The following is a 23,926-nucleotide window of genomic DNA, read 5'->3' as shown; positions in this document are numbered from 1 at the left end:
CTCAAGATGTGCTGTCGAGGCTGCGTAGGAAGCTGCGCCACTGGTCGGGGTCGAAGGTGAGCGTGCCGCCGTTGCGGTCTTTGGTGTCGCGGACTCCGACGACCTTCGGTGTCATCGCCACCTCTACGCAGTCGCCGCCGGAACCGTTGCTGTAGCTGGACTTTTGCCATGTTGCGCGAGATAAGTCGTCGTTGTCCATCTCGCGCACCCCTTGTCTCTACGTGAGCTCCCGGATAACCCGTTGGAGTGTAGCTACGGTGTCGGCTTCACTGGAAGCGACCGATTGCAGCAGCTCGAACGCGCGGGCATGGCGATCTATCTGCGTCGATCCATCGAGGTAGTGGCCGAAGACCGCGTCCTCCAAGTAGACGGTGCGGGCGCCGGAAGGTTTGCGCAGCCGGATGACCCGGAACGACGATCCCATGGCGGAGTGCGCTCCCGCTGCGAACGGGATGATCCTCAAGGTCACGTTCGGCAACTCGCTCAATCGGCAGAGGTGCTCAAGCTGTGGACGCATCACAGCGGGTCCGCCGATCGGACGCCGGATCACCGCCTCGCTGATCACGGCCGAGTACTTGATCGGGTCCTCGTCTGCGAGCCGGGCTTGGCGGGACGCGCGGGTGTTCGCCATCTGCTCGATCTCTTCGCCCGTCTTCTCCGGGTGCGTTGCTGCGGTTACGGCCATCGCGTACTCCGCCGTCTGCATCAGGCCCGGTATGAGTTCGGGTTCGTAGACATCGATCGACTCCGCGATGCTCTCCATCGTCACGAAACGCTTCACCCAGTCCGGGAAACGTACCTGCGTCCGCTTCCGGGCATCGCGTGCCAGCTGGAAGACCGCATCGGCCACCTCGTCATCGGCGCCGTACAGATCGACGAGCAGCCGGGCGTCTCCCGGGCTGAGGGTCGCGCGTCCTGTCTCGATCTTGCTGATCTTCGCCACCTGGCATTCGAGGGTGTCGGCGGCCTCGGATCGTTTCTTCCCCGCCGTCTCGCGCAGTTCTCGCAACATCTGGCCGAGCTGGAGCCGGGCGACCGGCGGGGTGGCGTTCATGAATATTCCTTCGAATTCGGAAATTGTCCGCCGCCTACGGTGGCACGGATTCGAAGGCTTTTCGATCACTCCATTAGGTACTGGCCAAGTGGATTGATCCAGTTCTACTGTTGACCTAGACGGCGGCCCGTGTGAGCTGCGCTCGCTTCCCCCCGGCCGGGCCGCCGTCCCTCTTAGTTTCGTTCACGTTTTTGCTTGGGAGGCAACCATGTTCGGAATTTCTTCGCTCGGGCCCGTTGTCTACTGGCGGCCTCATGGGGGTCAGCGGCATGCCCTGTGGCCTCCCGAGCTGCCTCGGGCCGGGCAGACCCGCGAGACCGTGTGCGGGCGGACCGTCACGTTGGCCGATCCGTCCGAAGTGGACTGGTTCGATCCGACCTGCGAGTTCTGCATGGGCAAGGCGCGAGAACTTCGCGATTCTCGGGAACGGGGGCCGGAATGATCGGCGCCGTCTGGATATCCGTGGCCGCGCTCGTGGTGCTGGCCGGGCTCGGGGTCATGCCGTTGCGCGGCGGGACCGGTCAGCACGCGCACTCCGGGCCCGGCACCTTGAGCGTCTGGCAGTTGCGCCAAAACGCGGGAGAGGAGTCGGAGAACATCGCGTGGCCGGCCGAGGACCCGGATCGGGGTCGTCACCACATGCGGAACGTCGACATGCTCTGCCACCGGTTGGCCCTCGCCGTCCTGGAACGCGGGGCGGCGCGGGCACCGGTGCCGATCGATGTGCGCCCGCCGAGGCTCGTTGGATCCCCAGGGGTACCGCCTCGGCGGGCACACTGACTGCGGGCACACTGACTGCGGGCACACTGACTGCGGGCACACTGACTGCGGGCACACTGACTGCGGGCACACTGACTGCGGGCACACTGACTGCGGACGCCCGGCTCGGGGCGCCTTCGGTCAGCGCTTCGGGTAGTCGACCACCTGGCCGCCTTCGCGGTGCCACTCGACGAACCCGTGCTCGAACTCGCTCGCCCGGCCAAGCGAATTGGGGTACTCACCCGTCACCGGGTAGCCCAGGTAGGAGCGCTCCCAGCCCAGCTGCGCCCAGCGGGCGCGGATTCCGCCGTACACCTCGTGGGCTCCGGTCTGCGGCGTCCAGTAGATCGACGCGCCGCCGGTGCCGGTGAAGTGGTTGAAGCGGCCGCGCCCGTCGGGCGTGCCCAGCTCGTCGGTGGTCGGGTAGCCGAGCACGCCGCCCGGACCGCTCAGCTCGACGTAGCGCTGCGCGATCACGCCCTGCACCGAGTGCGCCCCGGTCTCCGGGCTCCACACGATCCCGGCGGGCAGCACGCCGTCGCCGTTGAACTGGTTGTAGCGCCCGACGCCGTCCGGCGCGGCCAGCTCGTCGGTGGTCGGGTAGCCCAGCGGGCCGCGCTCCCAACCGGTCGCCGCCCACTTCTCCCGGATCGCGCCCTGCACCGCGTTCGGGCCGGACGGCTGGGTCCAGTAGATCGAGGCGTTCTCGCGCTGGGCGTCCGGTGTGAGGAAGTGGTTGTACGCGCCGAAGTTGTCCGGCGTGATCCGCGTGTCGGTCGACGGGTAGCCGAAGTGGGCGTCCTCGCCGAGCTCGCGGAAGTGCTCCAGGATCCGCCCGACGACCAGGTGCGCGCCGGTGCGCGTCGACCAGTAGATCGCCGAGTGGATCACGCCGTCCCGGGTCAGGAAATCGCTGTAGCGGCCGCCGCCGCCGCTGCTGGCCCGCTCGTCGGTGATCGGCACGCCGAGCTCGTCGTGCCCGCCGAGCTCCAGGAACCGGTCGTAGATCATCCCGCGGACGATCGTCACGTCCGTGTCGGGCGTCCAGTAGAACCGGGCGTGCGTGAAGTCCTGCCAGCGCAGGCCTTCGTCCTCGACGACCTCCGACCCGGCGGGCGCGCCGACCTGCTCCTGCTCCTCAGGAGACAGCGACTCGTACCGCTGCTGGATCGCGCCTTCGCCGGGGTCGGCTTCGCTCGGCGCGGACGTGGTCGGTTCCGGCGGCGCGGATGTGGTCGGTTCCGGCGGTGCGGATGTGGTCGGTTCCGGGGGAGCCGAGGTGGTCGGCTCGCTGGTGACCTCGGTGGACGTGCTCGGCGCCGAGGTCGTCGGCTCGGTCTGCGCGGCCGCTGGTGCGGCGGCGGCCAGGCCGGTGATCACTGCGGTGGCGGCCACGGCCGCCACGAGTCGTTTGACGTTCACTCGCAACCCTTTCGGTCAGGTCAACTGGTGATCGCCGGTGGAGCCGAAAAGGTTGCCTTCGTTTTCCGGGTTTTCCCCGAAGGCATTGTGAATGGCGAGACGGTCGGCGCGCACGACCCGAGAACGACGTGCTGTCGGTGGCGTTCCGTGGGTCCCCCTGACTCAGGGCAGGTGGGGGACCCACGGACACGGGCACCCGGTGAACCCCACTTCGCCAGGTATCCGCGCTTCCTCTGCGCGAAGCGCGTCGGGAAGTCACATTCCGGACGGAACGCTGCAACGGTTCCGTCATCACGATGATCGCCCAAGCGCCTCGAAACGTTGCCTTCGGGCCGAACATTTTTGGGCCCCTGGCGCTACCGCTCGTGACTCCCCTGGTCGGATACCTGGATGCCCGAGTTGCGCTCGATGTCCGGGTAGTCGTTGTCCGCCAGCGTCGGCAGGCGCGTCCAGCCCCACCGCGTCTCCTGATCAACGCGCAGGTCGTAGCGGCCCACCGGGTGCTGGTAGCGGATCACGAACACGTTTCCCCAGGTCAGCCGCGGCGGCCCGCCCGGGAGTTCGGCGGTCAGCCGGGTCTGCGTCCACTCCCGGGTCGTTTCCACCCACGCGCCGCCCCAATCCAGGTAGCTGATGTTGTCCAGCCACGCCGCGGGCAGCGTCTCGAACTCGGTGAGCCGTACCGCCGGGGTGTCGGTGATGCCGTCGCGGATGCCGACCTGGTCCACGCAGGGCCACAGCGGCGAGTTCACGTGGTTGGCCAGCACCGGCCGGCCACGGGTCAGGTCGGTGATCGGGCGGAACTCGGTCAGCTTCGGCTCGGCGACGGCCAACCACGACTGCGCGCCGGTCACCTGGTCGGCCGCGATGACCCGCGCGGCCTGCGCACCCGCCGGGATCGGGGCCGCGAGCTGCTGCCACTCGCGCAACGCCGACCGGCGCAACTCGGGGTGCAGCTCCTCGGTGACGACACCGCCGGGAAGCGCGAACTCCACCGAGAGTTCCTGGTCCGCGAGCCGGCCGGCCACGGGCACGGTCACGTGCGTGCCCGGACCCGACAGCGGGTACCAACCGGTGACGAGCCGACCGACGCCCGGCGTCGTCCCGTCCGGCCGGTCGGTGTTCCAGACCGCCACCGGCTCCGGCCACGGACCGGGCGGCAGCACCTCGCCGCGCTGGAAATCGCCGGAGAGCTCCGGCGCGGTCGCTGCGCCGAGGTTCCCGGAAGGCAACTGCACCCGAACATCGCTGGCCAGGCCGCAACCGTCACCGAACAGGGTTTGCACGCCGGAACGCGCCACCGTCCAGCCCGGTGCCTGCCCGATCGGCGCGTAGCAGAACAGGGCGATCAGCAGCAGCACCGAACCGATCGAGGCGGCGCCCAGCACCGCGCGGTCCGGGCCCACGCGCACCAGCTCGCCGCGCTGCCGACGCCACCTCGCCCACAGGTACGCGGCCACCGCGACACCGACCCACAGCACCGGATTCCGCAGGTACAGCGGGCCGAAGTGCGGTTCGAGGTCGTTGGTCTGCTCGTCCGGGTTGAGGTGCTCGCCGAAGCGCTGACCGGCGTCGGAGAACGGAATCCACCAGTTGTCCCCGGCGAAGCTCAACGAGATCGCCCCGATGATCAGCACCATGCTGGCGCCGACCACCACCGGCCCGGCCCGCCGCGGCAGCGGCGAACGCAGCAGCGCCGCCGCCAGCAGCACCGTCGGTGCCGCGGCCACCGCGTGGAAGTGGCTGACCCACTTGGTCGGGCTGAACGCGATCAGCACCAGCGCGATGGCCGTCGTGATCGCGCTGGTGAGCAACAGGCGGCGGATCGGGTCGCGGCCCATGCCGCCGCGCCCGCTGGCCAACGCGACCACCGCGACGATCGCCAGCGTCAGCAGCACCGGCAGCCGCCGCGCCCAGCCGGCCGTTTCCAGCAGCGTGTTGTAGTGCTCGAACTCCTCGTACCAGGGGAACGACAGGTAGTACCAGCGGTGGATGTCGGTCGCTTCGAGCACGTCGCCGAGCGTCGCGTCGGCGAAACCCACCGGCACCACGACGGTTGCCGAAGCGGCGGCCAGCAGCAGCGCGGCGACGCGGCCCGACCAGGGCTGTCGACGCAGCCAACGCAGCAGCCACGGCACGCTGAGGACCAGGGGCGCGGCCGCGACCAGTCCCGACGGCGAAGCCGTCATCGCCAGCGCCGCGAACATCGTCGCCACCGCCAGCGCGCCGATCGAATGGCGCAGGTAGGCGGCCTCGGCGAAGAGCAGGGCCGCCGCCGCGCACATGACGATCACCGGCTCCGGGCGCAGCGACATGCCGTACGACAGGAACCAGACCAGGTGCGCCACCAGCAGCGCCCACGGCACGGCGCGGAGCTCGGCCGCGCGCCCGAGCAGCGTCGCGAACACGATGCGCAGCAGCACCCAAGTCACGAGCCCGCAGAACATCGGGACCAGCCGCATCCACCACAGCGACCAGCCGCCCAGCTCGCCCCACCACTGGAGCAGGTACTGGCTCAGCACGAACGGGTTCTCGGTCGCGTTGAACATGTAGACGAAGTTGCCGAGGTAGCCGGTCCCGCCCGCGTTGCGGGCCATCATCAGGTACCAGCCGTCGTCCATGTTGACCGGCCCGAGCACCACCCAGGCGGCGGCGACCACCACCATGACGGCGTCGGCCGCGGCGAACCGGGGGACCGTCAGGACCCGCATCGACTGCCGCCCGCGCCAGCGCCGCCAGGCGACCACCAGCAGCGCGATCAGGCTCGCGGCGTGCGCCAGCAGGAGCGCGATCTTCCAAGCGATGGGGGAGGATTCGTAGCGGGCATCGGTGTGCAGCGCGACCCGCAGGCCGTCGACCGCGCCGGTCGTGGACAGTTCGGACACCTGCGGGGGAAGCAGGTCCGGGCGGTTGATCAGGAGCGCGCCGTCCCGGAAGACGCGGATGCCGTCGGCGTCGGCCAGCACCCGGTACTCGCACTTCGCGCGCAGCGGGTCGGCGAGGATCTCCTTGCCGTCGACCAGGAATCGCGCTTGCCCCGCCTGTGCGACCACTTCCAGGCCGGGGGCGTCCGGGGCGTGCGTGCGCAGGGCCGCCGCGGGGCTGGTGCGCAGCGTCTCGCACGGGACCGTGGCGTCGAAGTCCAGCGGCCGGTACGGCGACAGCGGCAGCACCGTCGACGGCGTCGCATCACCGGCCTTCGGCCAGGTGACCAGGGGCGCATCCGCCTTGACCGGCGCGAGCACCGCGAGCAGCCCGAACAAGATCGTCAGTCCGGCCAGCGCGGCGAGTCGGAGGTTGCCTCGCCGCGGCGAGTCTCCGGGCGCGAGGTCGTGAACGGTTGGCGGAACTACTCCCATACTCTGTTGACTTCCGACCACCCCTCGGGGTTTGCCGTCCCGAATCACGAGTCGGTCACGACTCGTGGAACGCCCGGTCGGACCCCGTCGCGGAGGCGCCCGACGAAGTTCCGTTTCCCCTGGTGAAACCCCTCATCAGGTTCACTGGCCGGCCAGCTTCGTTCGATCCAGGCGCCCTGGCGCGGGCACCGGTCGCGGTCCACCGCGGAACCGGAAACCGGTCGACCAGGCGTGCCGGTACTCGAAGACGGCGAGCGCCAGCGTCGAGGCCAACCCGCAGAGGTTCAGCGCGAGCCACAGCGGGATGGGGACGCCCTTGGTGTCGAGCTGGATGATCTCCTGAACGGTGATCAGCAGCACGAAGAACACCGAGGCGACCGGCGCGAGCAGCGGGTGGATCTCGCTCATCCAGAAGCTGGTGCGCGCGGCCCAGTAGAGCGTGCAGACCCAGAAGGTCGCGTACCAGCCGATCACGACCACCGCGATCAACACCAGGAGCAGCTCTGTCAGCGAGTCGACGAAGTAGCGGCCGCCGTCGGCGGCGAAGAACACGGCCAACGGCAGCCCCAACGCGGCCAGTCCGAGCGCCCCGCGCCCCAACATGCGCCGGCCGCCGGAGAAGAGCTCGGAGCGGAAGCCGGATCGGGTTACGGCGAGCAACACGAGGAACGGCAGGGGCGCGGCCAGCAAGGCGTAGCCCGCGGTGCGCAACGCCTTGCCGTAGTTGTCGCTCAAGACTACGAACGGCGAGAGGTAGCCGTTGGTCGCCACCAGCACCGCGAGCAGGCCGACCACCGACCGCCAGAACGCCAACCGGTCCAACGCCCGGTCCCGCCGCCGCGGCCCGACCCGCGGTTTGTACAGGAACTTGGCGGTGAGCCACGGGAAGACTAGGTGCGCGATCACGCGGAACGCCAGGATCACGTGATCGGGCTTGATCTCGCGGGAGCGTCTCGGTTGTTCGGCTGACATCTGGCCCTCGTGCGGCGCGGAATCGGGCTGACGGTGCATCGTGGTGCACCGTGCTGATCACCCTGATTCTTCGCGAAGGCTGCGCGATTTTCCTGCACAACGCGGGAACAGGCGGGATAACCCTCGGCATCGTAGGGCTTTCCCTTCCCCCGAGTGGCCCAATTCGCCGGCGTGCGAAGCCGAATTCCCGTGCCGCCCAGCCGGTTCCGGACAGCCCGGACGACGAAGGGCCGCCGGGGCGATGCCCCGACGGCCCTCCGAGAGGTCGGATCAGATCGGCAGGCGGCGGAAGATGGCGCGCGGCACGTGCCGCAGGATCGACATCACGAACCGGAACTGCGCGGGGGCGTACACTAGCGGGCTGCCCTTGCGGACGCCGTTCACGATCACCTCGGCGACGCTTTCCGGGGTGTTCGCCATCGGCGCAGCCTTCATGCCCTCGGTCAGCTTGGTGTGGGTGAAGTTCGGCCGCACGACGGTCACCTTGACGCCGTGCTCCTCCAGCGCGTAGCCCAGGCCGGAGAAGAACACGTCCAGACCGGCCTTCGAGGAGCCGTAGACGAAGTTCGACCGCCGGGCGCGCTCGCCGGCGGGCGACGACATCACCGCGAGGTTCCCGTGGCCCTGCTTGCGCAGCTTCCCGGCCAGCAGCACGCCCAGCGACACCGGGGCCACGTAGTTGATGTCGGCCACCGCGCGGGCCGCCTCGACGTCGGCCCAGCCCTTCTCGTTGTCGCCCTGGATGCCGAAGGCGATCAGCGTGACGTCGACGTCTCCGTCGGCGAAGGCCTTGTCGATGACCTCGGCGTGCGTCTCGGACTTGCGGGCGTCGAACGTCAGGATCGACACCGTGCTGCCGGTCTTGCGGAGCCGCTCGGCGGCGGCGTCCAGGCGCTCCTGCTCCTCCGGGCGGTCCGCGAGGATGATCCGCAACGGGCGCTGCTCGGCGTACTTCTGCGCCGTCGCGAGGGCGATGTCGGAGGTGCCGCCGAGCACAAGCAGGGACTGGGGGTTTCCAACGGCGTCGATCACAGCTCAAGCCTCCGGCTCATGTCTGAAGCGAAAATGCCTTCGGGGTCAACGGATTGACGAATCTTGCGGAACTCGTCGACTCGCGGATACATCTGGTGGAACGTCTCCGCCGTGGTCCGCGAGTCCTTCGCGGTGTACAGCCGACCGCCGATGCCGAGCACCATCTCGTCGAGATCGGAGCACAGCCGGGAAAGGCCCGGCTTGATCGGGAAGTCGACGCAAACCATCCAGCCGGGGTGCGGGAACGACAGCGGTGCCCGGTTGCCCTCGCCCATCTGCTTGAAGACGTTGAGGAACGAGTAGTGCCCGGAGTGCGCGATCTTCAGCAGGATCCGGCGCAGGTCCTCGTGCGCGTTCAGCGGCGTGCTGAACTGGTACTGGAGGAATCCCTTGGAACCGTAGGCCCGGTTCCACTCGCCGAACATGTCCAGCGGGTGGTAGAAGGCGGTCAGGTTCTCCACCACGCCGAGCTTGCTCTTGGGCGACTTGCGGAACCACGCCTCACCGAGCGCGCTGAAGGTCAGCTTGTTGGCCAGCCCGTTGGGGAACACGTCGGGCAGCGTCGCCAGCTTCGGCGCGTCGAACTTCAGCGGGTCCGCGCGCAGCTTCGGGGGCAGTTCGTCCAGCTTGGCCAGCGAGCCACGGCTGAACGCGGCGCGGCCCAGCTTGGCGCCGGTGGAGATGGCGTCGAACCAGCCCGAGGAGTACGTGTAGTTGTCCTCGGAGCCGTTGCTGACCAGTTCGAGCGTCTCGTCGAGGTTGTCGGTGCGCTCGAGGTCGGCCAGGAAGTACGCGGTCTCGGTCCGGGTCATCTTGATCTTGGCCCGAACGATGATGCCGGTGAGGCCGATGCCCGCGACGGTCGCCCAGAACAGCTCCGACTCGGGGCCGTCCGGCGTCACCGTCCGGACCTGCCCGTCCGCGGTGATCAGGTCCATCGACAGCACGTGGTTGCCGAAACTGCCCGCGCTGTGGTGGTTCTTGCCGTGGATGTCGTTGGCGATCGCGCCGCCGATGGTGACCTGGCGGGTGCCCGGCAGCACCGGAACCCACAGGCCGTGGGGCAGTGCCGCCTTCATCAGCTGGTCCAGGCTGACGCCGGCGTCCACGTCCACGATCGCGGTGTCCGGATCGATGTCGTGGATCCGGTTCAGCCGGGTCATGTCGATGACCACGCCGCCGGCGTTCTGCGCGACGTCGCCGTAGCTGCGGCCCAGACCGCGGGCGAGGACGCCGCGGTCGTCGGCGGTGCGCACCGCCTCGGCGATCTTCTCGACGTCAGCGGTGCTCAGCACGCGCGCCCGGGTCGGCGCGGTGCGGGCCCAGCCGTAGAGCTCCTTGGTTTCGAACGCGGTGGTCATCAGAGACTCAGCCTCCGGGACAGGTCGGAGCGGAAGATGCCCTCCGGGTCGACCGAGGCGCGGATCTTGCGCCACTCCTCGATCCGCGGGTACATCTGCTCGATCATCTCGGCCGACGTGCGGGACTCCTTGGCCAAGTACAGCCGGCCGCCCGCGTTCAGCACCATCTCGTCGAGCTCCTGGCACAGCCGGTCCAGGCCCGGCGTGATCGGGATGTCGACGGTCAGCGTCCAGCCCTTGCGCGGGAACGACATCGGCGCCCGGTTGCCCTCGCCGAAGGTCTTGAGCACGTTCAGGAACGACACGTGGCCCGACGAGCTGATCTTGTCGATCGAGCGGCGGAACATCGCCTCCTGCCCGAAGGGCACCATGAACTGGTACTGCAGGAAGCCGCTCGGGCCGTACACCCGGTTCCACTCGCCGACGAGATCCAGCGGGTGGAAGAACTGGGTGATGTTCTGCACCAGGCCGAACTTCGTCGGCGCCTTGCGGTACCAGACCTCGTTGAACGCGGTGATGGTGAACTTGTTGACCAGGCCGTTGGGGAAGATCGGCGGGGCGGTCATCAGCTGCGGCGCGTTGAACTTCAGCGGATCCTTGCGCAGCTTCTTCGGCAGGTCCTCGATCCGGGCCGAGTTGCCGCGGGTGAGCAGCGCGCGGCCCAGCTTGTCGCCGCGGGCCAGCGAGTCGAACCAGGCGACCGAGTAGACGTAGTTGTCGTCCGAGCCGTCGGTGAAGTGCTCGATCAGCTCGTCGAGGTTCTTCGTCTGCACGTTGTCGACCAGGAAGTACGCGGTCTCGACGCGCTTGAGCTTGATCGTCGCGTTGACGATGATGCCGGTCAGGCCCATGCCGCCGACCGTGGCCCAGAACAGCTCGGAGCCCTCGCCGTCCGGGGTCAGCGTGCGGACCTCGCCGTCGGCGGTGAGCAGGTCCAGCGACAGCACGTGGCTGCCGAACGAGCCCTGCGAGTGGTGGTTCTTGCCGTGGATGTCCGAGCCGATCGCGCCGCCGATGGTGACCTGGCGGGTGCCCGGCAGCACCGGGATCCACAGGCCGTGCGGCAGCAGCCGGCGCATCAGCGTGTCCAGCGACACGCCCGCGTCCACGACAACGGTCGCGTTGTCGACGTCGATCTGGTGCACCCGGTCGAGGGCGGTCATGTCGATGACGGTGCCGCCCGCGTTCTGCGACGGGTCGCCGTAGCTGCGGCCCAGGCCGCGCGCGATGACGCCGCGCTCACCGGCCTCGCGGACCGCCTTGGCGATCGCCTCGACGTCCGGGGTGCTGACGACGTGCGCCCTGGTGGGCGCGGTGCGCCCCCAGCCGGTCAGCGTCTGAAGCTCGTCCTTTACCGATCCCACCCAGCCGAGTCTATCCGCGCTGACCTGGCCGATACGGGCGGGTACATCCGGTCCCCGGCGGTGTGCGATGCGTCATCGCTACACTCGTTCGGGACGTTCGCGGAGTTCGATCTCCCGCGTCTTCGGCGTCCAGCCGGGTGCCCCAGGTACCGAAGCCCTGTCGTCGGATCCCGAGGTGAACCAGTGGCCGTGGCCGAACCCGCAGCCCAGACCGAACAGAAGCGCCTAAGCGTCTTCAGCCAGCTACTCCGCTTCATCGTCATCGGCGGCGGCTGCGCCATCATCGACTTCGGCACCTACTCGCTGCTGCTCGGAGTGGCCGGTTGGCCGGTGTGGCTGTCGAAGTCGATCTCGTTCATCCTTGGCACCACCGCGTCGTACCTGATCAACCGGAAGTTCACCTTCCAGGGCGCGAACACCGGCAACACGAAGGCGAAGATGGGCGCGTTCGCCGCGCTCTACGCCACCACGTTCTTCGTGAACATGGGCTCCAACCAGGTCCTGGTGATGGTGTTCAACGCGCAGGAACCGTGGCAGTTCACACTTTTCTGGGTCATCGCACAAGGCCTGGGCACGCTGATCAACTTCATCATGCTCAAGGTGCTCATCTTCCGCGACTGATCCCACGGCACTTCGAGAAGCTCCGTTTCTGCTGGTGAAGGCTCGTGAGCACTTTGGATTGCTATAGCGCTCCAAAGTACTCACGACACCTGACCAGCGGAAACGGAGCTTTCGTCTGTGCAGGGCCTGGCGCTGCGCGCTCGTGAGCGTTCTTACCGGTAAGAACCGGAGTCATCGCTCACGAGGGTTCAGTTGCGGAAGCCGGTGCCGCGCGCCGGGGCGCCGTAGGCGTCGGAGCGGGTCTCTTCGATGTGCGCCGTGGCCACGTGTGCGAAGTTCACCGCGAAGCGGCCGCCGTCGGCGGTGGTGAGCGACTTCGTGTGGCCGTTGGTCATCAGGTCGGCGAGCTCGTCGCGGAGCGCGTCGGCCTCGGCCGGGTCGAGCGCGATGTGCAGCGGCTGGCTGGCTCCGGCAAGGTGCAGCACGAGTCCGGGTCGTGTCTCGGGCATCGGATCTCCCAATCGCAGCGGTTTCCTTGACGGTCAAGGACCTCCGCTCCAGCGCACCACGAACCGCGCTGCCCCGGCACCCGATTTCACCCTCAGCGCACCCGAAAAACCCCAGATCACCGGCGATTTTCGCGCACGGCGTCTCGAGCATGCCCGGAACGGACGAGGGCCCCGCGACGTGGTCGCGAGGCCCTCGCTCAGCGGGCTACTGGTCGGGCTCTTCTTCCTCCGGCGGTTCGAAGGCCTTCACGTCGTTGCGGTCGTCGCTGCTCGGAACGTCTCCTGGCAGGTGGACCGTCTTCGACAGCGGGCCCGGCGTCCAGGTTCCCCAATGGGTTTCCTGGTGCACGTCCATCGCCGCCTGCGCGGGCAGCGCGTCCGGTTCGTACGGGTCGACCGCGTACAGCGAGCCCCAGTCCCGGTGGATGTTGTTCTTCAGGTACGTCGGCAGCTCGCGCATGCTGGTCGACACGTTGAGCCAGCCGAACGGCCCGCCCGCGTCCGGCGACGACCAGCCCTGCCCGATGTCGCGCACCTCGGCCCCGGCCGCCACCCGGAACTTCGGGATCTCGGCGATGCCGTTGTGCACGCCCGGCAGCTGCAGGCACGGGTGCACCAGCGCGGCCGTCCACTCCACGAACGTCGGCTGGTCCCGGACGAAGTCGGTCATGTTCACCAGCTGCGGCGCCCGCGGCGCGCTCACTGCCACCCAGCCGTTCGGGCCCAGCGAGTTGTCGATGGCCACCACACGCATCTTGGTGGCGCCTTCGGACTTGCCGCCGACGGTGAACCGGAAGTCCCGCCATGCCGGGCCGGGCTGCTGCACCACGTACTTGCGCTCGGTGATCTGGAATCCGGCGTCGGTGTCGTGGCCGAATTCCAGTGCCACCGAGTTCGCGCCCAGCTCCGCGCCGGCCAGCGAGAGCACCACCGGCACCTCGCCGGTCTTCGCCCGTTCCGGCAGGTCGTACCACTGGGTGCGCAGCTCGCCGGTGCCGAGCCCGGCAGGGTCGTAGCTGCCCCACACCGGCGCGTTGTCGTTGCCGAACTGGTGCGGCGGCTTCCAGTCGTTCTCCTGCATGCCTGCGCCGTCGTCGGGCGGCAGGCCGGGCCGGTTGAACCCGACCATCTTGGCCCGCATGTACTGGTCGGCGTCTTCCTTGCCCTCCAGCCGCTTCGGCGGGATGCCGATGTCCTTGTCCTCCGACGACGCCGAGGCGTCGGGCTGCTCGCCGGACACCCGCAGCATGCCGGACTGCGGGTTGGTCTCGACGTAGACGTAGTCGGACAGGCCGCAGCTGGAGCCGACGATCTGCTTGATGTTGTCGGAGCCGAGGCTGTAGCTGCCCCACTGCTTCTGGATGACCTTGCCGAAGTTGGCGAGCTCGAACAGCACCAGCAGCGCGCACAGGATCGACAGCGGCGCGGTACCCAGCCGCAGCGCCCTGCTGCGCTTTTCCTCGCGCCCGAAGCGCTCGTCGACGACCTTCGGGTTGTTCTCGTCGATGCGCAGGTGCTCGATGAACGCCACGATCAGCGCGATCCCGGCGACGCCGAGGAAGATCGTGCTCAGGTTGTAGCCGCTGATCTGCGGCGGCATGTTGAACCACGGCACGCCCCAGCCGGAGACGTACCACCAGGCGTTCGGGCCGGTGGCAGTGAAGGCCAGGATCACCATGAGCATCGCGAGGAAGCCCGCCCGGTTGCGCCGGGAGCGCAGCACGGTGCTGCTGGTGGCCAGCGCGGTCAGCGCCGCCAGCGCACCGCCGAAGGCGGCGAAGATGCCGAAGTGGTGGGACCACTTGGTGGGGGTCAGGACCAGCACCACGAAGGACAGCGCGGTGATCGCGAGCAGCCGTCGGCTCGGGCCGAGCGCGGCGCCTCGGATGCGGCCGCGCCGCAGCAGCACCACGGCGCAGGTGGCCAGGCAGAGCATCACCAGCAGCACCGGGAACCGGCGGGTCAGCGAGCCGTCCGGCGTCTGGCTGAACAGCAGGTTGTAGCGGCTGAGCTCCTCGTACCAGCTCTGGCTCGGGCCGATTTCGGTGCGCAGCTCCGTGGCGTCCATCACCGACTGCCAGGTCTGGTCGGAGAACACCAGCGTCAGGATCACGAACCCGGAGGCCGCGATCGGCGCCAGCACCGGCAGCCAGCCGAATTCCTGGGCCCGCTTGCGCACCAACCGGAACAGCGGCTTCAGCGCCGCCACGAACGGCAGCACGGACACCATGCCGTGCGGGTTCGCCCCGACCGACAGGGCCGCGACGACCAGGCCCAGCGCGGCGGGCATCAGCCGCCCGGTCGCCACGGCGCGCTCGACCGAGCACAGCGCCAGCAGCGAGAACAGCACCACGACCGGCTCGGGCCGCAGACCGTTGTTGTAGGGCAGCCAGAACGCCAGGAACACCGCCGCGGCGGCCCAACCGGCGGCGTTGCTGCGCCGCACCTGCTGGCCGAGCCGGGGCAGCACCTCGCGGCTGATCAGCAACCAGCTGACGATGCCCATCAGCAGCGCGGGCAGCCGCACCCACGGCGTCGCCGTCGAGACCTGCACCCACAGCGAGTACAGCTCGTAGAACCAGCCGAACGGCGCCTCGGGAACGCCGAACCAGCGGAAGTAGTTGCTGACGTAGCCGAAGCTCTCGCGCGCCCGCGCGATGGTCAGGATGTAACCGTCGTCCGAGGTCATCGCGCCGACGACCCACCAGACGACCAGCGCACCGATCACCGAGGCGTCGCGGAACGTCGGCTTCCACCAACCGGCGGGGGCCCACTTCGGCGGGCGCCGGCCGGCGCGCACGTCCAGCCGCCGCAGGCAGACCACCGAGCCGATGAACGCCAGCACCGCGAGCACCATCGCGGCGCCCTTGATCGTGGTCGCCTGGCTCTCGTAGCGGTTGTCCACGCGGGCTTCGAAGGACAGGCCGCGCACGTCGTCGATGCCGTCGTTCAGCCCGGAGTAGATGCCGGTCAGCTGCGGGCGCTGGTCGCCGCGCAGGTTCGCCAGCGACTCGTCGCCGACGTTGGCCGTGGTGCCGTACGCGTCGGAGTGCAGCGAGAACGTGCAGTCGCCCGCGGGCAGCGGCACCGTGCCCACCTGCTGGCCCTTGGTCAGCATCGTCAGGTGGCCGTTGTCGACCTGCAGCGTGAGGCCGGTCAGCTTGCCGTAGTCCGACGACGGCGGGTTCGTGCTCAGCAGCGTGGCCGGGCCGTTGGTGCGGGCGTCCAGGCTGCGGATGGCGGCGCACGGCACTTCGGCGTTCAGCCACATCGGCGAGTAGCTGACCAGCGGCGCCGACACCGGCTTGGTGCCTTCCGCCGTCGGCCACTTCAGGGTCGTGATGTTGTAGTCGACCGGAAGGAACGGCACCGCCAGCGCGAGCACCGTGCCGAGCAGCCCGAAGACCGAGGCGAACAGCTTCAGCCGCTTGGCTGACGGTTGCCGGCGGTCGGTCTCGGATTGCGCCGAAGCATCGTCCGTTCGGCGGCTTTCTTCCTGGCCACTGAGCACGGATGGAGGATAGTAGTTGCTGGTACGGGCCCTTTCGCGGCATTCGGCCGGTGTGCAAGTGCCCACTCCGGCCGATGCCGTGAGCTGCGGGTCTCAGGCTGCTCTCAGGCCAGTCTCAGCGTCCTGTGACACGGCGGTGATCAACTCGAATCGGCTTGAACGTCGGTCTTCCCGGCGGCACTGCCACGTCAGGTAAGCGGCGAAGCCGCTTTATCTTTCGCCACGCACGCAACTCGCACCGCCGCGGGTTCTCAGAGGTCGTCTCGCGAGGACAGCCCCGATGCCGCGTATTGGTACATACACAAGTCGGGGATCCCATAGCCGAGACGGCCGCGGTGACTCCCGCAGGGGGGCCGCTACCCGCACCGCTATGCCAAATGAGTTGATTCATTCGTCAGCGTCGGAAGAAGCGCTCCTGCCGGCCCTGGCGGAGCAGGCGCAGCCACTCCTTGAACGCCTTCGGGTCGCGCTTCTGGCCGACGAAGTACATGCCGAAGCGGAGCACCTCCAGCGCGCCGATCTTCCGCATGCCCGGCTGCGACAGGAGGTAGCCGCGGTTGCGGTAGGTGTAGTAGCGCTTCACCGCGTCCGACGGGTCCTGGGCGTGGAACCGGCCGCCCAGCATCGGCTTGAACTCAGCCGAGCCGTCAGGGTGCAGGAATCGGGTCTTCAGCGTGGTGCCGAACGGCAGCCCGGAGCGGACCACCCTGCGGTGCACCTCCACCTCGTCGCCGCGGAAGAACAGCCGGTAGTCCGGCACGCCCACCACGTCCAGCGTCGAGGCGCGGAACAGCGCGCCGTTGAACAGCGACGCGATGCCCGGCAGGAAGTCGCCGTCGCCGAGCTCGCTGACCCGGCGCTTCCAGGTCAGGCCGCGGCGCAGCGGGAACGCCAGCTTGTCCGGGGTGTCGATGTTCACCACAACGGGCGACACCGCGGCGAGCCGCCGCTTCTTCGCGACGTCCAGCAGCGTCGAGAGCGCGTGCTCGTCGGCGGGACGGCCGTCGTCGTCGCCCAGCCACACCCACTCCGCGCCGATCGACAGCGCGTGCAGCATGCCGAGCGCGAAGCCGCCGGCGCCGCCGAGGTTGCGCTGCGAGACCAGGTAGGTCGACGGGATCGGGCAGTCGGCCACCACGTCCTGCGCGGGCTGGTCCGGACCGTTGTCGACCACCACCAGGTGATCGGGCAGTCTCGTCTGGCTCGCGATGACTTTCAGGGACTCGGCCAGCAGCTCGCGACGGTGCCTGGTGACGATCACCGCGACTACGGATCCGGCGGGCAGCTGCTGTGCGGAGTCGGTGCTCATGAGCCTTCTTTGCTCCCGATCGTGGCCGCGGATTCGCCGATCCGGGCGAGGGTTTCCTCACTGAGGTGCTCGAAGGGGTCGTAGCCCTTGTAGTGCGTCAGCACTTCGCGCAGCGACCCCTGCTCCCGCATTCCGCCCTTGTCCATCCAGATCGCGGTGCTGCACAGCTCGATCAAGAACTCGTCGGAGTGCGAGGCGAAGACCAGGATGCCGGATCGCTTGACGAGGTCGTTCAGCCGGTCCCGCGCCTTCTCCAGGAACTCGGCGTCGACGGCGCCGATGCCCTCGTCCAGGATCAGGATTTCGGGGTCGATGGAGGTCACGACGCCCAGCGCGAGCCGCACCCGCATGCCGGTGGAGTAGGTGCGCAGCGGCATCGCCAGGTAGTCACCGAGCTCGGTGAACTCGGCGATCTCGTCGATCCGCTTCTCCATCTCCTTGCGGTTCATGCCGAGGAAGAGGCCGCGGATGATGATGTTCTCGTACCCGGAGATCTCCGGGTCCATGCCGACGCCGAGGTCGAACACCGGCGCGACCTTGCCGACCACCCGCGCGCTGCCCCGGGTGGGCTCGTAGATGCCGCTGAGCAGGCGCAAAAGCGTCGACTTGCCGGCGCCGTTGTGCCCGACGAGGGCGACGCGGTCGCCGTGCCGCAGCGACAGGTTGATGTCGTGCAGAGCCTCGATGATCGGCACTCGGCTGTCGGTGCCGATCTTGCCGCCGGCCTTGCCGAGCACGGCCTTCTTCAGCGAGCGGGACTTCGCGTCGAAGATCGGGAAGTCGACCGCTGCGTTCCAGACGTCGATGCTGACCACAGTTCCTCAGCTCCCGATCAGACCCAGTAGGTGATGCGCGCGCGGTAGTTGCGCAGGACGACCAGTGCGAGCGCCCATCCCACGATCGTGCAGGAGAGGACCACGATCCAGTGGTACAGCAACTGATCCTGCCCGATCAGCGGGTCGCGGATGATTTCGATGTAGTGGAAGAGCGGGTTCAGGTCCGCGAGGTTCGCGCGCCAGCCGAGTTCCGGTGCCTTCGACTTCAGGATGTCGGCGTTCCAGACGATCGGCGTCATGAAGAACAGCAGCGTGGAGAGGCTGTTGATGACCGGCGGGATGTCCCGGAACCGCGTCGCGATGATGCCGAACACCAGCGCGACCCAGCCGCCGTTGAGCATCAGCAGCATGAAGGCCGGGATGGCCGCGATCACCGTCCAGCTGATCGGCATCTGGAAGATCGCCAGCACCACCAGGTAGACGATCATGTTGTGCGCGAACAGCAGCGACTGCCGCCACACCAGGCGCAGGACGTGCACGCTGATCGGCGAGGGCAGCTGTTTCATCAGGCCTTCGTTGGCGATGAAGACCTCGGTGCCCTCGGTCAGGCAGCCGAGGATGAAGTTCCAGACGATGAAGCCGACCGTCAGGTAGGGCAGGAACGTCCGGATTTCCTGGCTGAACAGCTGCGAGTAGAGCAGGCCGAGCGCCGTCGCGGTCATGCCCATGCCGATGGTGATCCATAGCGGGCCGATGACCGAGCGCCGGTAGCGCTGCTTGATGTCCTGCCATCCGAGGTGGGCCCACAGCTGTCGCTGTTGGAGCCCGTCGTTGATGTCCTTGAACGCCTTGCGCCAAGTCCGCGACGACGTTTCGGGGGGCGCGGGGGGGCTGTCTACCGTGCTCGTGGACTGCACAGTGCGTCAGAGTACCGACCACAGGTGTGCCCCTCCGGCGTGGGCATCACTCGAAGGCGTAGCGCCCGCCTGACGCCGGGCGCGCAGCCTCCACAGAGCGTCACAAGTACTGGCCGGTGCCTCGCTGGTGACCGGTTTCGACCTCGCCGCCGCTGCCCGCCGGCAGGCCCCGGCGCATCTGCTCCAGCTGGGCCCGGGCCGCCATCTGCTGCGCGAACAGCGCCGTCTGCAGGCCGTGGAACAGGCCTTCCAGCCAGCCGACCAGCTGGGCCTGGGCGATCCGCAGCTCCGCCTCGGACGGCGTCGACTCCTGGGCGAACGGCAGCGACAGCCGCTCGAGCTCCTCGATGAGCTCTGGGGCGAGGCCCTGCTCCAGTTCGCGGATCGACGACTGGTGGATCTCCTTGAGGCGGGTGCGGCTGGCCTCGTCCAGCGGCGCCGCCCGGACCTCCTCCAGCAGCTGCTTGATCATGGTGCCGATGCGCATCACCTTGGCCGGCTGTTCGACCAGGTCGTGGATGTCCTCGCCGCGCTCCGGCTGCTCGTCGGAGTTCATGGCGGCCCCGATCGGCTTGCCGTCCTCGCCGACGACGAACACCTGCGGCCGGCCCTCACTCGGATCGTGGGTCATGTCTCCATCCTGGCGGGTCGATGTCGGATCCGTAATTCAGGGTGCCTTGCCCATGGCCATCGATGCAGGCATTTGCCCAGGTAGATAGCCGTGCGTGGTTTGTGCTGCTATAGCGACAAAAAGTACGCACGGGTCCTGAGCAGGCGAAACCGGTGTCGCCGCGGGTCGTCGCCGGGGCGCGAGTGATGCGATATCTGCCACCCGGCAGCGAGATCTCCTCGCCTCGTACGTAACGTGTTCCCCATGGCGTTCGACGTCGCGGCTGTTCGCGGGCTCTTCCCCGCGCTCGGCGACGGGTGGGTGCACTTGGACGCCCCGGCAGGCATGCAGGTTCCTGAACAAGTGGCGACCGCGGCGTCAACCGCGCTGCGGGCCCCGGTATCCGGTCCGGGCGGGATCTTTCCCGCATCGCAGCGCGCCGAGGCGATCGTGGAGGCCGCCCGTCGCGCTTTTGCGGACCTGATCGGTGCCAACCCGGCCGGGGTGGTGCTCGGGCCGAACTCCGCCGTTCTGCTGCAACGGCTCGCCGATGCGCTCGGCGACGGCTGGATGATCGGCGACGACGTCGTCGTCTCCCGGCTGGACCACCCGGCCAACGTCGCGCCGTGGCAGCGCGCGGCGCAGCGCTCCGGCACCACGGTTCGGTGGGCCGAGGTCGACATCGAGACCTGCGAGCTGCCCACCTGGCAGTACCAGGAGCTGGTCACCCCGCGCACGAAGGTCGTCGCGATCACCGCGGCGTCGGGCGCGGTCGGCACCCGGCCGGACGTGCGGCAGGCCGCGGACGCCGCGGCGGAGCAGGGCGCGCTGGTGGTGGTCGACGCATCCGCGGCGGCGCCGTTCGTGCCGCTGGACATCACCGCGATGGGCGCGGACGTGGTGGCGGTGAACGCCTCGGCGTGGGGCGGGCCGCCGGTCGGCGCGCTGGTGTTCAAGAACCCGGCGATGCTCGATCAGCTGCCGTCGGTGGCGCTGGAACCCGGCGCGCGCGGCCCGGAGCGGCTGGAGCTCGGCCCGCACGCCTATCCGCTGCTGGCCGGGTTGGTGTCCTCGGTGGATTACCTGGCGGAGCTGGACGATTCGGCGGTCGGCCCGCGCCGGGAGCGCCTGCTGACGTCGCTGGGATCGGTGAAGTCCTACCAGGCGGGCCTGCTGGCGAACCTGACCAACGGGCTGCGGAAGCTGCGGCACGTGATGGTGATCGGTGACGCGATGCGCCGGGTGCCGTCGATGGCGTTCACGGTGAACGGGGTCAAAGCGGAGGACGCGGTGGAGCACCTCGCGGAGCGAGGAGTCTGCGCGTTCGCGGATCCGGGCACGCACGGGGTGTTCGCGGTGCTCGGCGTCGGAGAGGTCGGTGGCGCGGTCCGCGTCGGCCTGGCGCACTACACGAACGCCTCCGAAGTGGACCAGCTGATCCGGGCCGTCGCCGAACTCGACTGAAGCGCCCAGGCGCGTGCCGGTTGCGAGTGAACGGCCTGTTCGCCTGCTCTATCGGCGTGAACGGTCCGTTCGCTCCATCCCGCGACCTGCGCTGGCCACGGGTCGTGAGTGCTTTGGAGCGCTATGGCAGTCCAAACCACTCACGAGCCCTGACCGGCGCACCTCGTCAGCGGACGAGGAGGATCTTGCCGCGGACGTCGCCCGCCTCGAGCATCGCGTGCGCTCGCGCCGCCTCCGGCAGCGGCACCCGCTCGTGCACCAGCGTCCGCACCTTGCCCGCCTCGACCAGCGGCCACAGCCGCTCCCGCACGTCGGCGACGATCGCCGCCTTGCCGTTCGGCCCTTCCACCGGCCGCCCGCGGAGCCCGAGCACCGACAGGTGCAGCCGCTTGACCAGCATCTTCCCCAGGTCGAGCTCGGCCTTCCTGCCGCCCTGCATGCCGATCACGGCCAGGTGGCCGTCGGCCGCCAGCGCGGACAGGTTGCGGTCCAAATAGGACGCTCCCATGTTGTCCAGGATGACGTCGGCGCCGCCGAGTTCCTTGACGATCGCGACGAAGTCCTCGTTGCGGTAGTCGATGACCGGGTCCGCGCCGAGGTCGGCGCACAGCTGACGGCTCGCGGCCGATCCGGCGGTCGCCGCCACGCGCGCGCCGAGCGCCCTGGCGATCTGGATCGCGCTGTTGCCGATGCCGCCGGCGCCGCCGTGCACGAGCAGCAGCTGTCCACTCCGGAGCCCGGCCTCCAGCACCACGTTGGACCACACGGTGCAGTTGACCTCGGGCAGTCCGGCGGCTTCGACGAGGTCCACGCCGGTGGGCTTGGGCAGGACCTGCGCGGCGGGCACCGCGACCCGCTCGGCGTAGCCGCCGCCGGAGAGCAGCGCGCAAACCTCGTCGCCGACCTGCCATCCGGTCACGCCATCACCGATTTGGGCGATGGTTCCGGAGCATTCCAGTCCGAGGATGGTGCTGGCGCCCTTCGGTGGCGGGTAGTTGCCCTGCCGCTGGTTCAGGTCGGCGCGGTTGACCGCGGTTGCGACGACGTCGATGAGCACCTCGCCCGGGCCGGGTCGCGGGTCGGGGTGTTCGGTCCATTCCAGCACGTCCGGTTCGCCCGGCTCGCGGATCGAGATCGCGTACATGCTTTTGACGGTAGTCAGCGACGGACGGTTCGCAGCGCGTGGTGCGGAGAGCCCGAAGTTGACCGGACAACTCGGGAAAAATGGGAAATAATCCCTGCTTCTTAACTCTTCTCGGCGCAGCCTTGACTTCGTTGAGTGATCCTCTCAAGGCTAGCCAACACAAAGTCCACCCGAAGCGGGGAGCATGATGAGTTCGCGAACCATCACACCCAAGCGCTCGGCGGCAGCTCTGGCCGCGACGTGCGCGGCCGCGTTGTTGACCGTCACCCCGGCCAGCGCGGCGCCGGCCGACCTCGGCTCGCAGATCAACGGCAACGCCGTGAACCGTCACCTGATCGCGCTCCAGCGGATCGCCGACCAGAACGGCGGAAACCGCGCGTCCGGCCAGTCGGGCTACGAGGCCAGCGTCGACTACGTGGCGGGCAAGCTCCGCGGCGCGGGTTTCGACGTCACCACACCGGAGTTCACCTATCAGGCTTATTTCCTGGATTCGTTCAGCCTGGCGGTGGCCGGTCAGCCGGTCGAGGGTGACGCGCTCGAGTACTCGCCGGCCACTCCGCAGGGCGGCATCACCGCGCCGCTGGCCGTCGCGCCGGTCGACGACTCGCCGGGCTGCTCCGTCAGCGACTACGACGGGCTGGACATCACCGGAAAGGTCGTGCTGATCCAGCGCGGCACGTGCACCTTCGCGGAGAAGGCGCAGTTCGCGGGCGAGCGCGGCGCCGCGGGCGCGATCATCTACAACAACGTGGACGGTCCGCTCAACGGCACGCTCGGCGACCCGGAAGCCGCGAAGATCCCGGCTGCGGGGGTCACCAAGCAGGTCGGCGAGGCGCTCGCCGGGCAGGCCGGCGCCGAGGTGAAGCTGGACGTCCAGGCGCGCCTGGAGACCGTCACCACCCGCAACATCGTGGCGCAGACCCGCACCGGTCGCACCGACAACGTCGTGATGGCCGGCGCGCACCTGGACAGCGTTCCCGAGGGCGCCGGCATCAACGACAACGGCACCGGCAGCGCGGGCCTGCTGGAGGCGGCGTTGAAGCTGGGCGGCAGCCCCAAGGTCAACAACGCGGTCCGGTTCGCGTTCTGGGGCGCGGAGGAATCCGGCCTGGTCGGGTCGACGCAGTACGTGCAGGGCCTGAGCTTCGAGCAGCAGCTCGACATCGCGCTGTACCTGAACTTCGACATGATCGGTTCGCCGAACGCCGGCTACTTCGTCTACGACGGCGACGGCTCCACCGGCGGCCCGACGGGCCCGCAGGGCTCGGGGCAGATCGAGCAGGACTTCGCCGCCGCGATGGCCGCGCAGGGCGTCGAGGTGGAGGGCGACGAGTTCGACGGCCGTTCCGACTACGGCGAGTTCATCGCGGTCGGCATCCCGGCGGGCGGCCTGAACACCGGCGTCGAGACGCTCAAGACCGAGGAGCAGGCGGCGAAGTGGGGCGGCACCGCGGGCGTCGCCTTCGACCCGAACTACCACTCGGCGGGCGACAACCTGTCCAATGTGGACCGGGTTGCGCTGGAGCGGAACGCCAAGGGCCTCGCCGCGGTTATCGAGGGCTACTCGCAGAGCACCGAGGCGGTGAACGGGATGCAGAGCCGCGCCGAGCGCGCGCAGCTGCGTGCCGCGCATGCCACGCTGATGGCGCAGCACGACGCCCCGGTGAAGACCGCGGCCGGTCACCACAACCTGGTCTGATCGACACCTGCGGTGCAGGTTCTAGCAGCGTGCGGGGCACTTCCGGCCACTAGCCCGGCCGGAGGTGCCCCGCCCGGCTCCCGGCGGTCCGCGATTTCCAATG

General features: G+C 68.9%; 20 protein-coding genes. 5 read left to right on the top strand and 15 right to left on the bottom strand.

Annotation, left to right across the window (positions count from 1 at the left end):
• Window position 1: 1 nt before the first annotated feature.
• Window positions 2-199 carry a DUF397 domain-containing protein gene (locus tag AB0I53_RS11205; RefSeq protein WP_358600004.1) on the bottom strand — a complete coding sequence of 66 codons (198 nt, stop codon included), beginning with the start codon at window positions 197-199 and terminating at the stop codon, window positions 2-4.
• Window positions 200-217: 18 nt separating this feature from the next.
• Window positions 218-1,012: a helix-turn-helix transcriptional regulator gene (locus AB0I53_RS11200; protein ID WP_358600116.1), complete on the bottom strand. Its 795-nt coding sequence runs from the start codon at window positions 1,010-1,012 to the stop codon at window positions 218-220.
• A 250-nt stretch (window positions 1,013-1,262) separates the two neighbouring features.
• On the opposite strand from AB0I53_RS11200, the gene AB0I53_RS11195 reads away from it, so the two are divergent.
• Both AB0I53_RS11195 and AB0I53_RS11190 read left to right on the top strand, forming a co-directional pair.
• Window positions 1,263-1,496: a zinc finger protein gene (locus tag AB0I53_RS11195; protein WP_358600002.1), complete on the top strand. Its 234-nt coding sequence runs from the start codon at window positions 1,263-1,265 to the stop codon at window positions 1,494-1,496.
• Window positions 1,493-1,834 (top strand): hypothetical protein, encoded by a 342-nt coding sequence (locus AB0I53_RS11190; protein WP_358599999.1) that lies wholly within the window; start codon window positions 1,493-1,495, stop codon window positions 1,832-1,834. Before AB0I53_RS11195 ends, AB0I53_RS11190 begins: the two co-directional genes overlap by 4 nt.
• Window positions 1,835-1,954: 120 nt before the next feature.
• On the opposite strand, the gene AB0I53_RS11185 is transcribed toward AB0I53_RS11190, so the two are convergent.
• The 6 genes from AB0I53_RS11185 to AB0I53_RS11160 form a co-directional block, all read right to left on the bottom strand.
• On the bottom strand, window positions 1,955-3,235 hold the full coding sequence (locus tag AB0I53_RS11185) for a hypothetical protein (RefSeq protein WP_358599996.1): 1,281 nt from the start codon (window positions 3,233-3,235) through the stop codon (window positions 1,955-1,957).
• 356 nt (window positions 3,236-3,591) lie between these two features.
• Window positions 3,592-6,594 carry an arabinosyltransferase domain-containing protein gene (locus AB0I53_RS11180; RefSeq protein WP_358599993.1) on the bottom strand — a complete coding sequence of 1,001 codons (3,003 nt, stop codon included), beginning with the start codon at window positions 6,592-6,594 and terminating at the stop codon, window positions 3,592-3,594.
• Between the two features lie 141 nt (window positions 6,595-6,735).
• Window positions 6,736-7,566, bottom strand: a complete 831-nt coding sequence (locus AB0I53_RS11175; protein WP_358599990.1) for a hypothetical protein — start codon at window positions 7,564-7,566, stop codon at window positions 6,736-6,738.
• 270 nt (window positions 7,567-7,836) lie between these two features.
• Complete coding sequence (locus AB0I53_RS11170) at window positions 7,837-8,598, bottom strand: decaprenylphospho-beta-D-erythro-pentofuranosid-2-ulose 2-reductase (RefSeq protein WP_358599987.1); 762 nt, start codon at window positions 8,596-8,598, stop codon at window positions 7,837-7,839.
• Window positions 8,595-9,959, bottom strand: coding sequence for an FAD-binding oxidoreductase (locus AB0I53_RS11165; RefSeq protein ID WP_358599984.1), 1,365 nt, complete (start codon window positions 9,957-9,959; stop codon window positions 8,595-8,597). Before AB0I53_RS11165 ends, AB0I53_RS11170 begins: the two co-directional genes overlap by 4 nt.
• Entirely contained in the window at window positions 9,959-11,323 is a 1,365-nt protein-coding gene (locus AB0I53_RS11160) for an FAD-binding oxidoreductase (protein ID WP_358599981.1), read from the bottom strand. Before AB0I53_RS11160 ends, AB0I53_RS11165 begins: the two co-directional genes overlap by 1 nt.
• Window positions 11,324-11,512: 189 nt before the next feature.
• Here AB0I53_RS11160 and AB0I53_RS11155 point away from each other — a divergent pair, with 189 nt between their 5' ends.
• Entirely contained in the window at window positions 11,513-11,944 is a 432-nt protein-coding gene (locus AB0I53_RS11155) for a GtrA family protein (RefSeq protein ID WP_358599978.1), read from the top strand.
• Window positions 11,945-12,132: 188 nt separating this feature from the next.
• On the opposite strand, the gene AB0I53_RS11150 is transcribed toward AB0I53_RS11155, so the two are convergent.
• The 6 genes from AB0I53_RS11150 to AB0I53_RS11125 all read right to left on the bottom strand — a co-directional run bounded on the left by AB0I53_RS11150 (window position 12,133) and on the right by AB0I53_RS11125 (window position 19,537).
• Window positions 12,133-12,393, bottom strand: a complete 261-nt coding sequence (locus AB0I53_RS11150) for a hypothetical protein (RefSeq protein WP_358599975.1) — start codon at window positions 12,391-12,393, stop codon at window positions 12,133-12,135.
• A gap of 205 nt (window positions 12,394-12,598) precedes the next feature.
• Window positions 12,599-15,904, bottom strand: coding sequence for an arabinosyltransferase domain-containing protein (locus AB0I53_RS11145; protein WP_358599973.1), 3,306 nt, complete (start codon window positions 15,902-15,904; stop codon window positions 12,599-12,601).
• A 394-nt stretch (window positions 15,905-16,298) separates the two neighbouring features.
• Window positions 16,299-17,213 (bottom strand): glycosyltransferase family 2 protein, encoded by a 915-nt coding sequence (locus AB0I53_RS11140; RefSeq protein ID WP_358599971.1) that lies wholly within the window; start codon window positions 17,211-17,213, stop codon window positions 16,299-16,301.
• A complete protein-coding gene (locus tag AB0I53_RS11135; protein WP_132479199.1) occupies window positions 17,210-18,028 on the bottom strand; it encodes an ABC transporter ATP-binding protein in 819 nt (272 codons plus the stop codon). The genes AB0I53_RS11140 and AB0I53_RS11135 overlap by 4 nt, the downstream gene beginning before the upstream one ends.
• 17 nt (window positions 18,029-18,045) lie before the next feature.
• Entirely contained in the window at window positions 18,046-18,906 is an 861-nt protein-coding gene (locus AB0I53_RS11130) for an ABC transporter permease (protein WP_358599968.1), read from the bottom strand.
• Window positions 18,907-19,006: 100 nt separating this feature from the next.
• Window positions 19,007-19,537: a bacterial proteasome activator family protein gene (locus tag AB0I53_RS11125; RefSeq protein ID WP_358599965.1), complete on the bottom strand. Its 531-nt coding sequence runs from the start codon at window positions 19,535-19,537 to the stop codon at window positions 19,007-19,009.
• A 243-nt stretch (window positions 19,538-19,780) separates the two neighbouring features.
• On the opposite strand from AB0I53_RS11125, the gene AB0I53_RS11120 reads away from it, so the two are divergent.
• Window positions 19,781-20,980, top strand: coding sequence for a cysteine desulfurase-like protein (locus AB0I53_RS11120; protein ID WP_358599962.1), 1,200 nt, complete (start codon window positions 19,781-19,783; stop codon window positions 20,978-20,980).
• A 166-nt stretch (window positions 20,981-21,146) separates the two neighbouring features.
• Here AB0I53_RS11120 and AB0I53_RS11115 read toward each other — a convergent pair whose 3' ends face one another.
• Window positions 21,147-22,124 carry an NAD(P)H-quinone oxidoreductase gene (locus AB0I53_RS11115; RefSeq protein WP_358599960.1) on the bottom strand — a complete coding sequence of 326 codons (978 nt, stop codon included), beginning with the start codon at window positions 22,122-22,124 and terminating at the stop codon, window positions 21,147-21,149.
• 187 nt (window positions 22,125-22,311) lie between these two features.
• On the opposite strand from AB0I53_RS11115, the gene AB0I53_RS11110 reads away from it, so the two are divergent.
• Window positions 22,312-23,823 (top strand): M28 family metallopeptidase, encoded by a 1,512-nt coding sequence (locus AB0I53_RS11110; protein ID WP_358599957.1) that lies wholly within the window; start codon window positions 22,312-22,314, stop codon window positions 23,821-23,823.
• Window positions 23,824-23,926 lie beyond the last annotated feature (103 nt).

The sequence above is a fragment of the Saccharopolyspora sp. NPDC050389 genome (assembly GCF_040655595.1).
Lineage (GTDB): Bacteria > Actinomycetota > Actinomycetes > Mycobacteriales > Pseudonocardiaceae > Saccharopolyspora.
Note: the sequence above shows the minus strand (reverse complement) of the source record. Positions and strands in the feature narration are given on the sequence as shown.